At 67.6% G+C, this 13,187-nt stretch carries 12 protein-coding genes, 19 tRNA genes and 2 pseudogenes; 4 read left to right on the top strand and 29 right to left on the bottom strand.

Features of this window, described 5'->3' with window-relative positions:
* Positions 1–344 precede the first annotated feature (344 nt).
* Entirely contained in the window at positions 345–890 is a 546-nt protein-coding gene (locus ACFFIA_RS33205) for a DUF4231 domain-containing protein (RefSeq protein WP_377258687.1), read from the top strand.
* Positions 891–1,147: 257 nt separating this feature from the next.
* Here ACFFIA_RS33205 and ACFFIA_RS33200 read toward each other — a convergent pair whose 3' ends face one another.
* Positions 1,148–1,549: a hypothetical protein gene (locus ACFFIA_RS33200; RefSeq protein WP_377258684.1), complete on the bottom strand. Its 402-nt coding sequence runs from the start codon at positions 1,547–1,549 to the stop codon at positions 1,148–1,150.
* Positions 1,550–1,786: 237 nt separating this feature from the next.
* On the opposite strand from ACFFIA_RS33200, the gene ACFFIA_RS33195 reads away from it, so the two are divergent.
* Positions 1,787–2,056 (top strand): hypothetical protein, encoded by a 270-nt coding sequence (locus ACFFIA_RS33195; protein ID WP_377258681.1) that lies wholly within the window; start codon positions 1,787–1,789, stop codon positions 2,054–2,056.
* Positions 2,056–2,730: a nucleotidyl transferase AbiEii/AbiGii toxin family protein gene (locus ACFFIA_RS33190; RefSeq protein WP_377258678.1), complete on the top strand. Its 675-nt coding sequence runs from the start codon at positions 2,056–2,058 to the stop codon at positions 2,728–2,730. Before ACFFIA_RS33195 ends, ACFFIA_RS33190 begins: the two co-directional genes overlap by 1 nt.
* A 13-nt stretch (positions 2,731–2,743) precedes the next feature.
* On the opposite strand, the gene ACFFIA_RS33185 is transcribed toward ACFFIA_RS33190, so the two are convergent.
* The 5 genes and pseudogenes from ACFFIA_RS33185 to ACFFIA_RS33165 form a co-directional block, all read right to left on the bottom strand.
* A complete protein-coding gene (locus tag ACFFIA_RS33185) occupies positions 2,744–3,706 on the bottom strand; it encodes an ERCC4 domain-containing protein (protein ID WP_377258675.1) in 963 nt (320 codons plus the stop codon).
* A gap of 28 nt (positions 3,707–3,734) precedes the next feature.
* The gene (locus ACFFIA_RS33180; protein WP_377258672.1) at positions 3,735–4,886 is read right to left on the bottom strand and encodes a DUF7986 domain-containing protein; all 1,152 of its coding nucleotides are present in this window, start codon (positions 4,884–4,886) and stop codon (positions 3,735–3,737) included.
* Positions 4,887–5,136: 250 nt separating this feature from the next.
* Positions 5,137–5,259: pseudogene (locus tag ACFFIA_RS33175) on the bottom strand (DUF2637 domain-containing protein); the annotation flags it as partial.
* Positions 5,260–5,405: 146 nt separating this feature from the next.
* Entirely contained in the window at positions 5,406–5,528 is a 123-nt protein-coding gene (locus tag ACFFIA_RS33170) for a hypothetical protein (RefSeq protein WP_377258669.1), read from the bottom strand.
* A 175-nt stretch (positions 5,529–5,703) separates the two neighbouring features.
* Positions 5,704–5,922: a hypothetical protein gene (locus tag ACFFIA_RS33165; RefSeq protein WP_377258666.1), complete on the bottom strand. Its 219-nt coding sequence runs from the start codon at positions 5,920–5,922 to the stop codon at positions 5,704–5,706.
* Between the two features lie 162 nt (positions 5,923–6,084).
* Here ACFFIA_RS33165 and ACFFIA_RS33160 point away from each other — a divergent pair, with 162 nt between their 5' ends.
* Positions 6,085–6,612 (top strand): excalibur calcium-binding domain-containing protein, encoded by a 528-nt coding sequence (locus ACFFIA_RS33160; protein ID WP_377258663.1) that lies wholly within the window; start codon positions 6,085–6,087, stop codon positions 6,610–6,612.
* Positions 6,613–6,678: 66 nt separating this feature from the next.
* Here ACFFIA_RS33160 and ACFFIA_RS33155 read toward each other — a convergent pair whose 3' ends face one another.
* The 23 genes and pseudogenes from ACFFIA_RS33155 to ACFFIA_RS33045 all read right to left on the bottom strand — a co-directional run.
* A complete protein-coding gene (locus tag ACFFIA_RS33155; RefSeq protein WP_377258660.1) occupies positions 6,679–8,325 on the bottom strand; it encodes a TROVE domain-containing protein in 1,647 nt (548 codons plus the stop codon).
* 430 nt (positions 8,326–8,755) lie between these two features.
* Positions 8,756–8,830: transfer RNA gene (locus tag ACFFIA_RS33150), tRNA-Cys, on the bottom strand.
* A 150-nt stretch (positions 8,831–8,980) separates the two neighbouring features.
* Positions 8,981–9,055 (bottom strand) — tRNA-Ile (locus ACFFIA_RS33145).
* Between the two features lies 1 nt (position 9,056).
* Positions 9,057–9,138: transfer RNA gene (locus tag ACFFIA_RS33140), tRNA-Ser, on the bottom strand.
* Positions 9,139–9,143: 5 nt separating this feature from the next.
* Positions 9,144–9,214 (bottom strand) — tRNA-Asn (locus tag ACFFIA_RS33135).
* A gap of 1 nt (position 9,215) precedes the next feature.
* Positions 9,216–9,288: transfer RNA gene (locus ACFFIA_RS33130), tRNA-Glu, on the bottom strand.
* 5 nt (positions 9,289–9,293) lie between these two features.
* Positions 9,294–9,357 (bottom strand) — tRNA-Val (locus ACFFIA_RS33125).
* 6 nt (positions 9,358–9,363) lie between these two features.
* Positions 9,364–9,433: transfer RNA gene (locus ACFFIA_RS33120), tRNA-Met, on the bottom strand.
* A 2-nt stretch (positions 9,434–9,435) separates the two neighbouring features.
* Positions 9,436–9,507 (bottom strand) — tRNA-Lys (locus ACFFIA_RS33115).
* Between the two features lie 6 nt (positions 9,508–9,513).
* A tRNA-Arg gene (locus ACFFIA_RS33110) sits at positions 9,514–9,585 on the bottom strand.
* An 85-nt stretch (positions 9,586–9,670) separates the two neighbouring features.
* A tRNA-Lys gene (locus ACFFIA_RS33105) sits at positions 9,671–9,745 on the bottom strand.
* Positions 9,746–9,821: 76 nt separating this feature from the next.
* Positions 9,822–9,897, bottom strand: a tRNA-OTHER gene (locus ACFFIA_RS33100).
* A gap of 5 nt (positions 9,898–9,902) precedes the next feature.
* Positions 9,903–9,977 (bottom strand) — tRNA-Arg (locus tag ACFFIA_RS33095).
* Between the two features lie 96 nt (positions 9,978–10,073).
* A tRNA-Ala gene (locus ACFFIA_RS33090) sits at positions 10,074–10,142 on the bottom strand.
* Between the two features lie 78 nt (positions 10,143–10,220).
* Positions 10,221–10,293, bottom strand: a tRNA-Thr gene (locus ACFFIA_RS33085).
* A gap of 5 nt (positions 10,294–10,298) precedes the next feature.
* Positions 10,299–10,371 (bottom strand) — tRNA-Leu (locus ACFFIA_RS33080).
* Positions 10,372–10,699: pseudogene (locus tag ACFFIA_RS33075) on the bottom strand (HNH endonuclease); the annotation flags it as partial. It lies immediately after the preceding tRNA gene.
* A 37-nt stretch (positions 10,700–10,736) separates the two neighbouring features.
* A tRNA-Gly gene (locus ACFFIA_RS33070) sits at positions 10,737–10,810 on the bottom strand.
* A 5-nt stretch (positions 10,811–10,815) separates the two neighbouring features.
* A tRNA-Thr gene (locus tag ACFFIA_RS33065) sits at positions 10,816–10,888 on the bottom strand.
* Between the two features lie 5 nt (positions 10,889–10,893).
* Positions 10,894–10,967: transfer RNA gene (locus tag ACFFIA_RS33060), tRNA-Pro, on the bottom strand.
* Positions 10,968–11,077: 110 nt separating this feature from the next.
* Positions 11,078–11,149, bottom strand: a tRNA-Trp gene (locus ACFFIA_RS33055).
* Between the two features lie 639 nt (positions 11,150–11,788).
* Complete coding sequence (locus ACFFIA_RS33050; protein WP_377258657.1) at positions 11,789–12,130, bottom strand: hypothetical protein; 342 nt, start codon at positions 12,128–12,130, stop codon at positions 11,789–11,791.
* A gap of 159 nt (positions 12,131–12,289) precedes the next feature.
* Positions 12,290–13,187: glycoside hydrolase family 3 C-terminal domain-containing protein (locus ACFFIA_RS33045; RefSeq protein ID WP_377258654.1), on the bottom strand; the 898-nt coding region annotated here is incomplete at its 5' end.

The raw sequence follows: 13,187 nt of genomic DNA, 5'->3' as shown, positions 1-13,187 counted from the left end.
CCTAAGTGGCCATGACATCACCGACTGTCGATCGCGGGTCGGGCCCCGCAGAAGCGAAACGCCCCAGCGTGCGGCAGTTGCTCCAACAGGAGAACGAGCCTTGGGATGCCGACCATGTAAAGGTACGCATCCTTGAAGAGGAAGAGCGCCTCCATCTGCAGACAATATGGCAAAGAGTCGGACGCGTCTGGCTCTTCTTGGGCAATCTCGGTCTATTGGCGCTAGCGGTGGTCGTAGTGCTATATCGAGACGCCTGGACGGACCGATACGTACCTTACGCCTACGGTGTACTCGCGCTTTCGGTCATACTCTCGCCCGCTGTCGTGTATCGGTAATACAAGCGGATGCGAGAAACTCGCTTCAATATAAAGCGACTGAACCTGCTACGTCGGCGACTGCTCATCGAACAGCGTGACCCGCAAGCGGATTTAAGCGGATCACCGCTTGCTGCTCAGAAGCGGTACCGTGACGACACTCTGGACATCATCGCTCAATTTCGCGAAGAAGCAAATCGGAACCGACGGATACACAATCGATTCCAGGGGGTAGTCATTGCCGGATCGGTAGCTTCCACCGCGATAGCGACGGCCTCCGTTTCCTATGCACAGGCACGATGGGCGGCCGTCGGCGTTACCGCGGCCGTTGGCCTGGCGGCTGGGTTTACTGGCTACTACAAATACCACGAACGGAGCTTCAGTTCGCAGCAAGCCGCAGATGCGATAGAACGAGAGTATGAGGCGGTTGAACTGCGCGTTGGTAGATACCGTAACTTGGTCGACGAAGATGCCTATGCGATATTCGCCGAAATGACAGAGCGGCTACGTGACGAACATAGCAAACGGCAGCAACAGCTAGATCAAGCCATCGAGGTCAAGCGACAAGAGCAATGAACGTTGGTGCGTGCCCTAGGATGCTAATCGCCGCCCGGGTCCTTTGCTCGTACTCGTTGGCTCACAATGACGGGTCGTCCGAGCCTATCCACCCAGCAGCGGTCACATAGCGGTGGCCGTACGTCACTGGCGCGAGCCTTCGTGGTGACGATTGTCGTGCGCACTGATGTAGCCTATCGAACGGTTCGGCATCAAGGGTCCTGGCCGGCCCGAGCAGATGGTAGAGATCTTGCTAGGGAACGGCGTCGACGTCCGCGTCATGGACGACTGTGGCGGATGCTTTGCAGCGGTTCTCCGTTCGCGGTAATGATCCAGAAAACCCAGCCATTCCTATGTGGGGAGACAGTGGGCTTGTAGTGGCCCACGACGGCGCGCGCGGCTTCGCTTGGCGTGCGGAACGTCATGCCGGCGAGTGGCCCGTCCGTGATCTCGATGCGGCCGGGGCCGGGGACAAACTGGGCTCGGGTGCGGTGGCCGTCGTAGTCCACGTGTATCGCGACCGCGTTCTGGTCACTCTCCTTGCTCTCCAGGGGAGGCTTGGCCCTGGTCCTGGCCGCGGCTACGAGCTGGGCGACGATCTGGCCCTTGGTGACCCCGCCAACGTTCGCGGCGAACTCCAGGTACTGATCGGTGGTGTCGTCAATATCAATACTTGCCATCCCGACTCCGAGAACTCTAAGAACTTACAGCGCCTTCATCCTGAGCTAGCTCAGCGGAGAAGTCAAGTCGCGCAACCGCCTGATGTGACATCAACTGCGTGTGGTCGTTTACCGTGGATGAGACGGTCGACGCCGAGGCGGAGGGGGTTGGCAATGAGCGCGGAAGCATCTCGTGCGCCGCTCGGCTCGCGGTACGCCGACCAACGCCCCTACGCGGTGGCTGCACGCTTGGCCGACTTGCGTGGTCCCACGAGTGGAGTGCTGCGGTTGGACCGGCGGTTGAACTGGTCCGGCCGGGCCAGCTATGACCTGGACAACCCGCGCAGGCTGGCCAGCATGTACGAGACCGTCCTTCGCGAAGCCACCCATCCGGAGGAGCTGACCCGATGGCTGGACGGGCCGACACTGGTGCGGCTGTGGCCGGGCCTGGTAGTCCCGCCCCAGGTGCGCCAGCTGTGGGAGGCGCGGTTTCCTGAACTGGCCGCCGCGCGCCGGCCAGCCGCGTAGTGAGAGCGGAACACGCGGCGGTCCACCGGCGCCTGGCCGAGATCGGGCTCACGGCGGGCGGGCCACACGGGTTCGCGCTGGCCGGTGGCCATGCCGTCGCCGCGCACGGCATTCTGCAACGCCCGAGTGAAGACGTTGACCTGTTCGCCGACTGGCAACGCCGAGCGGACTTCCCAGCCGCCGTCGACGAGGTGATCACCGCATACCGTGGCGCGGGCTACCAGGTCGAGGTCGACCACCGGACGGACACGTTCGTCCGCCTGTACCTCACCGACCCGGCAGAGCCGGGCGCACAGTACCGGGTGGAGTTGGTGGCGAATTGGCGTATGCAACCGCCGGTACAGATGGAGATCGGCCCGGTGCTGCACGCCGACGATGTCCTGGCGGGCAAGATGGACGCCCTGTACAACCGCGCTGCCGCGCGTGACTTCCTCGACATCGACGCGGCGATCACGTCTGGCCGTTACACCCTCGATCGGTTGTGCGTGCTCGCGGAGACCGTCGATGCCGGCTTCGACCGCGCGATGTTCGCGGGCATGCTGCGCTACGTCGAACGATTCGACGACGAGGACTTCGCCGAGTACGGCCTTTCGCCGACGGAGGTCGCTTCGCTGCGTGCCCGCGTGGCTGCCTGGCGCGATGAGCTGACCTCGTCGCAGCCTCCTGACCAGTAGTCCGGGAGGGTGGTCAGGTGTGGGCGTGGCGGTACGCCTCGCGGATTTCGACGGGGATGCGTCCACCGTTGCTGATGTCCAGGCCAGCGGTGCGCGCCCAGGCCCGGATCTCCGCGGCGGTGGGATCGGGTGCCGGCGGTGGGGCCGGCTCGGGTAGGTCGGCCAGCCGGTCCCGGCCGTGCGCGTCGTCCCCGGCGTGATGAGCCGCAGCGGCCAGGAAGCGATAGGTCCACTCCTCGGCCAACGCCCGGGTGTCGGCGAACACGATCGGGATGGCCGGCCAGGTGATCTGGAGTTCGGCGAGGGCATCGGCGACGGTGGCGGGGCGTACCCGGGTCTGCTTGAAGATGGCGGCGTAGCGGTCCTCGACCACGATCGCCGCGTGTGGCAGCGCGGCCAGGTCGGCCATGGCGTACTTGAGCTTGCTGCCGGTGATCGAGGAGATCAGGTCAGGGATTGATTTGCGTTCCACGGTGGCGACAAGCCGCCCGTCGACCATGGCCGCGTAGTCGCCGGCCGGTAGCGGCCGCCGGGTCACGCTGACGCGCTGGTCGGCGAAGCGGTACGGGTACTGCTCGCGGATGTCGACCAGGATCTCCAGCTGCGGGATGCCGGCCGCGCGGGCGGTGGGCCGGCGCACACCGGGGCGGGACTGCTTGACGGTACGCGGGGATTGCCAGAACACCACCTCACGGCCCCGGGCGGTGGTGAACACGAACTGGGAGCGGTTTTCGCGTCCCCGGTCGAGGACCAGGTCGATCGCGGCGCCCCGGCGTACGCAGGAGCGCACGGGCAGCCGTTCCAGCACCTCGGCGTCGTCCGGCCAGCCGTCGATCGGGTGGCAATACACCGCCGACGTGCGCGGCCAGGTGCCGCCGGCCTTGAACAGCACGCCCCGCTGGCCCAGCGGCACCCACAGCAGGTACGGCAGCCGCGAGTCCGGCTCCGGGTTTCTGGCGATGACGAACTGTGCCACGACGAACCAGTCTGCCAGCCGGTCGTGGTCAGCCTCGCGAGACGTACCCGGCGAGGTGTTCGCTGATCGGGCTGAACGAGGGCTGCGGCGGCCGCTCGAAGAACGACGCCTTGCGTTCGCGCAGCAGTTCCTCCCCGTCGCGGCGCCAGTCGAAGCCGGGCCGGCGCAGCAGCTTTTGGAAGAGCACGCTGGCCCGGTCGAGGTCGCGGTCGGCCAGGCGCCGGAACGGCAGCGGGGAGACGGACTCATCGTCCAGGTAGTCGATCAGCCGCTGCTTGTACAGGCGGCGACGCAGCAGCGCCGGATCGGCGAAGACCGCCTCGACAAGGCCGAACTCGGCGTAGAAGTTCAATCCCTCGACCTCGTCGAAGATGATGGCCACGGTCTCGGATTCCAGCAGGTGGGGATCGGTGGCGAACTCCGGGGCCGGGCTGTCGGCACGGCGTGTGCGATCGGCTTCGGGGAGGGCTGCGAGTATCTCCTTGCGGCTGAACTCCTGGTACTGGCGCATCTGATCGGCGAACTGCTCGCCAGACAGCACGACGAGGTCGGTGCCGAAGAAGCGGACGAACCGGTCCCGTTCGGCGCGCTGCAGCTCCCAACCGCGGGCGAGCTTGTCCGGGTTGCGAAAGATGAGGGCGGGATTGCGCAGCGCGACGCCAGCGGCGGCCTGGTGGACGTGCGCGCGCTGGCCGGCGGGGAACACATTTGTCATGCCGCTGATCAGCCAGTCCGCACCGATGGGCACGAGCCGGGTAATGACGAACGAGCGACGCGGCATCCGGCGAAACACGGCCGGCCCCATATTGGAATACACCCGGTAGGTCAGGTCGTCGATCAGGTTCTCCACCACGAGTGCGTCACCGTCGCGGCGCTTGACCTCGAAGACGCCTTCGACCACGTCGCGCCAGCCGAGCAGCAGGTCCCGTTCGGCCTCGGGCAGGTCGGGGTGGGCGGCGACAAACTGCTCCACCACGGTCTTGCCGTTGGGCAGCCGGTGTTGCAGCACGAAGTAGTCCAGGAACATGATCCATTGCTGTTCCTCGGACACGGTCGGGGGCAGGTCCCGGGCCAGCAGCGCCTCACGGAGGGCCCGGTCGTAGCGTGGCTGTTGCGTGTACTGCACCAGCTCGCGCTTGAGGTCGCCGCTCCGCGCAACCAGGTCGACCGTTGTCGCCATCGCTTCGTACTCCCCTTCGCCCATGGTGTCCGGCTCGCGTGACGAGGGCAGGCTACCGCCAACGGCGGCCCAGCGTTCCGGGAGCCGGTCCAGTTCCCCGAGACGTGGTCCCAGGGAACTGGACCGGTCCGGACTCAGCCGGGCTGCGCCGCCGCCAACCGCCGGTGCACCCGCCGGGCGTGCGAGATGTCGGCCCCAGCAGCGCGGGCCAGCTCGCGATGGTCGGGAGTGCGGCCTTGTTCGACGGCTTCGACAAAAGCGCGCCCGTGACCGCGTCGGCCCAGGCCAGCCACCCCGGCTGGCCGCGCGTCTCCGCCACATCGTGGACGTGCGTGAAGCTCGCCGCTCCCGCCGCGGCGCCGATGACGAGCATGATGGCGACCTGCACCACACCTTCGAGCCGCTCACCGTACGCGGGTCGCGGGCGCTCGGCGGTCACCGCGACACCTCCGCGAGCCGGGCACGCTCGATGCGACTGACAACCGTACGCAGGGTGGGGTCGTCGAGTTGCCGGACCATTCAGGCGATGATCCGTTCGTCGTGGCCGCCCAGATCCACGCCGCGCAGCGCGTCGCGCAGAGCCACCTCCCGGAGCTGCGGGCCGACGTACCCGGTGGTCGCCGCGTACTCACTTGCCTTCATAACATCGACCTCCGTCGTGCTGGAGGTCCCGGGCAAGTGCTAGGGATCTTGCTAGGGAACGGCGCCGTTGCCGTCCGGACGACCCCGGAGGGGGCCGGACGGCGATCAATGAAACCGCACGTCACGGCCCCGGTCCGGGATCAAGCCGACCCAATAGTAATGATCTTGGATGGGCTCATAATCCCTCGGTCGCGGGTTCGAGTCCCGCCCGCCCCACAACGTGTACTGATGTGCGAAACGCGGGGTCAGTCGGCGTGTCGGCTGGCCCTTCGCCGTTGGTGGGGATCCAGAAGATGGGTATGAGCTGGCTGCCCTGGATCTTGATCTCGGCGGTGTACTCCTCGATGACTGCCTTGCGTTGACCTGGGGTTCCGTTGGCGAGGATCGCAGGCACGCTAGCCCGTGCGCCTCTACTGGCCTACCCCGGTATTGGAGTACTGGAGTCTCGACCCTGGACGTGGGGCGGCTCGGAGCAACGTGCCAGTCCAGTAGGCGACACCAACCCTGACCTAACAGCCAGTGAAGTCGATCTCTGGGCAAGACCACACTGCCGCACATGACCTACCATGCACCACGCAAAACACCCGATCCTGCCCTCCGCAAGGCGCTCACGATCGTCGGCGGGGCCACCGCGGGCGCGATGCTGCTGCTGTGCGGACTGTGCGGGGTCGTCTCTCTTGCCACCACCGGCGATGACGATGAGCCGGGTGGTGGAGTGACCGCGACCGCGCAGCCCGCCGGTGTGGAGCGGCTGGTTTCCGCGCCGGTTGAGACGCCGGCCTCGCCCAGCTCGACGCCGAGCCCATCTCCATCGCTGTCGCTGTCACCGACGCCTTCGCCCGTTCCGGCGACCTCAAGCCCGGCGCCGAAGCCGCCCGCGTCGAAGAAACCGGCGGTGCCGCCACCTCCGCCGAAGACGACGAAGCCGGCCGCACCTCCGCCGCCGGAGGACGAGCCTGACGTCTACTACGCCAACTGTGATGCGGCGAGACGAGCTGGTGCGGCACCGATTTACCGGGGTGAGCCCGGCTATCGGAAGGGTCTGGACCGGGACAACGACGGGGTGGCCTGCGAGACTGACTGACAGACGGAGCGGCCCGGGACCGTGCCGACGTCGCGGGCCGTAGCCACTCCGCTAACACACGTCAGCCTAGTTGGCGGACACCCAAGGCCACGTCTGCGACTTTCCGGCCTCGAGCAGCGGGATCATCCTGAACGCTTGGTCGGTCAGGCCGCCGAAGGTGTGCCGGTTCCGCCCGCCCGGGTCCTGGCTCAGTCGGTAGCCCGCGATGTTCCACGTGTAGATCGGCACGGTGCCCGGCACGCGAGCATGCTTCCATGAACGGAGCGAGCCGTTGTTCTCGCCGTCGGTCACAACGACGATCCGGTCGTGGCGGTCGAAGTGGTCGCGTGCCGCACCGTAGGCGTCGGTGCCGTATTCCTGCCGGAACTTGCCCATGACCCGCAGAACTGCCTCGCCGGGACCGAATGGCACCCGGTAGTTGGTGTGGCCGTACCCGACCAAGGTCGCGTTGGCCGCACGCAGTGCCAGCGCCGAGCCGAACATCTTCGCCACGTCGGCGTTGCTGATGTCCCGCATCACCTGCTGCGCCGCTGAGTAGTAGCCGGGGAACATCGACGGCGACTGGTCCACCAGCACCAGCGTGCGGCCCGGGAGCGCCGGAACGTTCGCCAGGGACGCGGCTAGCGCCTTCTCCAGCGCGTGCCCCCACCGCAGCGAGCCGACAGCGTTGTATGCGGCGTAGAACCGGAACGGGAACTGCCGGGACTTTGCCACTTGGTCAGGGTCTGCAAGCCTTGCCGCGACCTGCTCGGCCACCTGGTCGGAGACGCCGGCCTGGTCGAAGTTGCGCAGGTTGCGCAGCAGGGCCATGTAGCCCATCGACGGGATCAGTGCCTCCCACAGCTTCGCCTTGTCCACCGTGGATCCGGCGAGCGACAGCGCGTCCTCCCACGTCATGCCGGCGCGGCGCAGCGCCTCCTGGTCGAGGAGGTGCCGCTCCGGGTTGGTGGCGGCGAGCGCGCGCAGCGTCCGGTTGAACGCGACCATCGGCAGCGCCTCCGGGTCGGGTACGTCTGGCCGGTTGTGCCGCCGCGCCAGCGCGTAGCGGAACAGCTCACCCTGCCGTGGCGTGACCGGTGCCGGATGGACCAGCTCGATGACGTCGGCGAACCGGAAGCCCCGGGTCGCGGTGTCGTACTTCAGCAGCGTGTACTCGGTGTAGAGCCGGCCGACCGCCGCCGCGATGCCGCGCTTGACCGGTTTGGGGATCGCCCGGCCGTGCCGCGAGGTCCAGTACGCGAGCAGCTCGCCCGGCTCGTCGGCGCGCTGGAGCACCGAGGCGATGACCCGCCGGTTCGACGCGGTCGAGTACGACAGGCTGTCCGTGCCCTCCGTGGTGTGGTCGCGGCGGGGGAGCTGCTGCTCGCCGCCAGCGGCCAGGCGGCCGCGGACGAACTCGGCGGCGCCGACCAGCGCGGCCGACCGCATGTTCGCGTCTCCGCGCAGCCAGGCCAGGAACCCGGCCGTCCACTCCGGGTCGGCGACGGCGACCTGGCGGACGAGCTTCTGGTACCGGCTGTCGCGGGCGTCGGCCTGCTCGTAGAAGGTCTGCTCGCCGACCATGTTCGAGACGGCGAGGAGGAACAGCTCGGACTTGGCGTCCCGTGCGTAGCCGGGTGCGCCTTCGAACGTCTTGCCGGTCGGGGCCGCCTCGGTGAACACCGGCGACGTGCCACCCGCCGGGCGGGTCGAGGTCTTGTTGAACTTGCTCATCCGTTCAACTCCGTTCGCACCGGGAGGAGCCGGCTCCAGATTGCGGGTGCCCGAGATCCAAGCGGCGACGGTGACATTGCTGCTCTGCCAGTTGAGCTACGGCAACCGAAGCTGCCGACGGGACTCGAACCCGCAACCCGCCCATTACCAGTGGAAGTAACCGTCACCTACGCACCGGGCACTCGCATCTGAAGTTGTGGCCTCCCGAGATCAAAGGCGCCCTGCGGTCTGGTTTCTTTGTAAGAGAAGAAGTAACCGCCGGGCTTCGCACCGGGAGGTGCAGAGGGAAACGAGCGTCACCCCGCAGGGCGACGCGAGCACATTCCCTCCCCGTCGTGAGCCCCGGTGTCGATCCGGGCACTCCGTCCTTATGAGGGACGGCCGGGCAGCCAACGCCCCGCTCACGATGTCCACAGTGGATGACATGTCGAGGCCCCGGCCGGAGTCGAACCGGACGGTCACCAGCTTTGCGGGCTGGGCGCCCCACCGGGAGCGTTCCGAGGCCATCGCGTAGCCCGGCTGGATTCGAACCAGCGGCCTCGGCCTTCGGAGGGCCGCGCGCTACAGCCACAGTGCCCGAGGAGGGTGTCGAACCCCCGGCCTCCGCCTTGTAGAGGGGCGCTCTCCCGTTGAGCTACACAGGCATCACCCGGCGTGCGCCGCGTGAGAATCGAACTCGACCACAGCCTGGATATAAGCCAGGTCCCACCAACCAGATGGGCTGCGGCGCGCGGAGGAGCGGGATTCGAACCCGCGACGGGCCTGGACCCGTACACCGTTTCCAACGGCGTTCCGTGACCAGCCGGCCCCTCCAGACGCTTCGGCAGGCAGATTCGAACTGCCATGACGGAGTTAACAGCCCCGCGTCCTGCCGTTGAACGACGCCGAAATGGTCGCGCGTGCGGGACTCGAACCCGCTTCCCGACTTGAAAGGACGAGAGCCTACCCATAGCCGAACGCGCGTTGCGTGCCCCGAGGAGGATCCGACATCCGCCTTGTCGAGACGGCGCTCTCCAGCTGAGCTACCGGGGCTTGGGTGGCGGGCGTCGGATTCGAACCGCGTCTCCGGGTAATGAGCCCAGTGTGGTATCCACTCCACCACGCCCGCAGTGCCGCCGGAGGGAATCGAACCCCCGCAGTCCGCATTAAAAGTACGGAGCCCGGCCATCAGGCGCCGACGGCATGAGGTCTCCCGCCTGCGAGTCGAACGCAGACCGTCACCTTAGGAGGATGGTGCTCTATCCATTGAGCTAGCGGGAGAAGGTTGTGCGGCATGTCCAGGAATCGAACCTGGCACGCTGGGCTTAGAAGGCCCGGCAGCGCATCCAGCGCACATGCGTGTCGGTGGTACGCCGTGAAGGAATCGAACCTTCGTCTGCCCGATTAAGAGTCGGCGGCTAAACCACTCAGCTAACGGCGCCTGGCGGAAAGCACAGGAGTCGAACCCGCCGGCTTTCACCGGGCTCCGGCTTTCAAGGCCGGCTGCGGCCCGCCGTTGGTCGGGACGGTCGGATTCGAACCGACGACCGCGCGCCCCCAGCCGCGAGCGCTACCAAGCTGCGCCACGTCCCGATAAGTGCCCCGAGCAGGACTCGAACCTGCAACCTACGGCTTCGTAGACCGGCGCTCTGTCCAAATTGAGCTACCGGGGCATGGTGTCGCCGGCCTTCCGCTCGACAGGCGGCTGCTCTGACCACTGAGCTATGTCGGCATGGTGTGCTCGCCGGGTTCCATCACGAGCACAAGCGTGGAGTACCGGGGAGTCGAACCCCGCGCCACAGGCTTGCAAAGCGAGCCTGTGCACCAGCACGTACCCCAGAGCCAGCGGCCGGGCTCGAACCGGCTCCGCGCGCTTACGAGACGCGTGCACCACCCGTCGTGCTGCGCTGGTATGAAGCCGACGACCGGCCTCGAACCGGCTACCTCTCGATTACAAGTCGAGTGCACGACCCGTCGTGCTCCGTCGGCATGCGTGCCCTCGGCGCGAGTCGAACGCGCACATGACCGCCTCCTCAAGACGGCGCCTCTGCCATTGGGCTACAAGGGAATGGTGTTGAGCCAGGTGTTCCGGCCGCCGCGGGAGCGAGGCAGGATGTGGTCGACGGTCGTGGCGTGCCCGTCGCAGTAGCCGCACCGGCGGCCGTCGCGGGCCAGGACGCCCGAGCGGGACCAGGCCGGGCCGGCGGTGTACCGCCACTTCTTTGACGGCGTACCAGACCAGGCGGACGACCGCCGGGACCGGGTAGACGCCGATCACCCGGTCGGGCTGGGCTTCGTGGACCTCGGCGACACGCCGGACCAGCATGCGTACCGCGTGGCGGAGACTGACCCGGTGGAGCGGGCCGAGGTCGGCGTTGATGACCAGGACGTCCACCGCATCCTCCTTTCGTCGGCGTGACCGGTGAGGGCTTTGGAGCGGCTACCGAGAGTCGAACTCGGGTCTGCTGCATGGCAAGCAGCCGCACTGCCGTTGTGCTACAGCCGCATGAGAGCCATCGCGGGGAGTTGAACCCCGACCTCGCCCGTACCAAGGGCGTGCTCGTACCACCTGAGCTACGACGGCTTGCCTACCGAGAGCGGGAGTCGAACCCGCACTTCCTGATCCCAAATCAGGTCCGGTCACCGTGCCGGTCGCTCCCGATCGCCCAGCCCGGCCAACGGATTCCTCCGCTGGCCGAACGGGGCATCGTGTGTATGCCATCCACTGTGGAGTTTTCAACCATCAGTCCCGCCGGCCGCAGCCGGGGGATCGCAGAGGCGACAGGAGTTGAACCTGCAACGACTGGTTTTGGAGACCAGGGCTCTTCCGTTGAGCTACGCCTCTATGAAGTTGGTGCCCTGCAACGAAAACGCCGCCCGGTCCCGGTCTGGGAGGGCGGCGTAGACGCTGTTGGTATGCGCTACGTTCGCCGCCTCTGGCCCGGGTTCGGCTTCTCGCTGGCGGTCACGTCGCTGGGTCGCCTGACGTAGGACAGGCCCGCGAAACCGCACAGCGACTGGCGCTGCGGTTTGTGCGTGGCGTGCCACAACATGTCGGTGACTCCTTGGTCGGTCTGCGTACCTGTTGGTCTAAAGGTAGATCGGGCGTCCACTTGAGGCAACGGTCTTTTTCGGCCGCGTCTATTGCAGAACCCGCACGGGATCAGCCCAGAATCCCGCCGGCGACCGCGGGCAAACTCCTCCCGGTCAGGCGATCAGTTCTCGTCATCAACCCAGCGCTTCCCGCCGCACGGGCAGGTCGCCTCGCCCAACGCCCGATCCGCTGCTGGGCCAACATCCGACAGTTGCCGCATCTCGGCGAACGCGGTGGCCGTCTTTCTCGCCAAAGCCGCGCAGGCTGCGGTCCGTGGGCACGATGACGACGTGGTGATCCAGCGGCGGCAGACAACGACGTCGCCGATGCTGGTGCGGCTCGCCTCGAACCAGCCTGCGTCAGGGCGGCAACCAGACGGTCAGGGTCGTCTCAGCCAAGGTGCGGCTCGGCATCGAGCATCTCGCGGGCCCGGGCGTACTTCTGCCGTAGCCGCTCGGCGGTCGCGTCGTCGAGCAGCGCCAGCCGCGCTGGGCCGCTGTTCGTGGTGTGGTCGGCCAGCTTCACCAGCCGGCCGAGCGGGTCAGCAGCCGCGCGGCGGATCAGGTCCTCGTACGTCTCGCCGCGTGACCGCGTCGACCGCGGCGACCACCTCGCGGGGAAAGCCGAGCTGCTTGAGCTGGGCGAGGGTGACGGCAGCGAGGCCACCTTGTCGAACTGGAACACCCGCCGCCCGTGCCCATGGGCGGCCAGGTCGGCGAATTCGATGCTCAAAAGTTGGCGACGTATTTCAGCGCCAGGCCACGATCTTCACGCAGTTCGCGTAGCCGCCTCCAGCGACGGGCCGGTTCGCAATGCTGCTGTCGGAGTGCCTGTCGAGACGTTGCGTTAGATCAACAAGATCGTGGGGAGACACTTCGTCACGAAGTACGGTTAAGGGCTCTGCGTGTGTTCGGCGAAGTGCTGTGGCTGTGGCTTGTGGAGGGTGACCTCGGTGGTGAGCTGGCGGTCGGTGCCGGCTTCGCGTTCGTCGCCGACGAGCTGGAGGGCGACGGTGTGGGCGACGTCGGTGCTGGAGCGGGAGAGGCGTAGCTCCAGCGCGCCGGGCTCGACTACGCGGCGGCCGGCGAGGCCGGTGAAGGCGGTCAGGTCGGTGTGCACGCGGAAGTCGACCCGCCGGGACTGGCCGGGGGCGAGCGCCACCCGTGCGTATCCGATCAGGCGGACCACTGGGCGGGTGACCTGTGCGACCGGGTCGTGGAGGTAGAGCTGGACCACGTCGGCGCCGGGTCGTTTGCCGATGTTGTGGACGGTCATGGAGACGGTGATCGCGCCGTCGGTCGGCACCTCGACCGGCCGCTCGGGGTCGGTGGTCGCGCCGTCGACGCGCACGCTGTCCCAGGCGAAGGTGGTGTAGGACAGGCCGTGCCCGAACGGGTAGAGCGGTGTCGGGTCGACCGAGGTGACCGCGGTGGCGTGGGCGAGTGGCGGGCCGAGGTAGGTGGAGGGGCTGCCGGTGGGGCGGCGGGGCACGCTGACCGGGAGGCGGCCGGAGGGGCAGACGCGGCCGGAGAGGACGCCGGCGACGGCGGGGCCGCCCTCCTCGCCGGGGAAGAAGGCCTGGACGGTGGCGGCGAGGCGGTCGGCGAAGGCGCCCAGTGCGTACGGCCGGCCGGACAGCAGCACCGCCACCACCGGCCTGCCGGTCGTGAGCAGCGCCTCCAGCAGCTCCGGCTGTACGCCGGGCAGGTCGAGGGTCTCGGCGTCGCAGCCTTCGCCGGAGGTGCCGTTGCCGAAGAGGCCCGCGCGGTCGCCGAGCACCGCGACCACC

It is taken from the genome of Phytohabitans kaempferiae, from assembly GCF_042433955.1.
Taxonomy (GTDB): domain Bacteria; phylum Actinomycetota; class Actinomycetes; order Mycobacteriales; family Micromonosporaceae; genus Phytohabitans; species Phytohabitans kaempferiae.
Note: the sequence above shows the minus strand (reverse complement) of the source record. Positions and strands in the feature narration are given on the sequence as shown.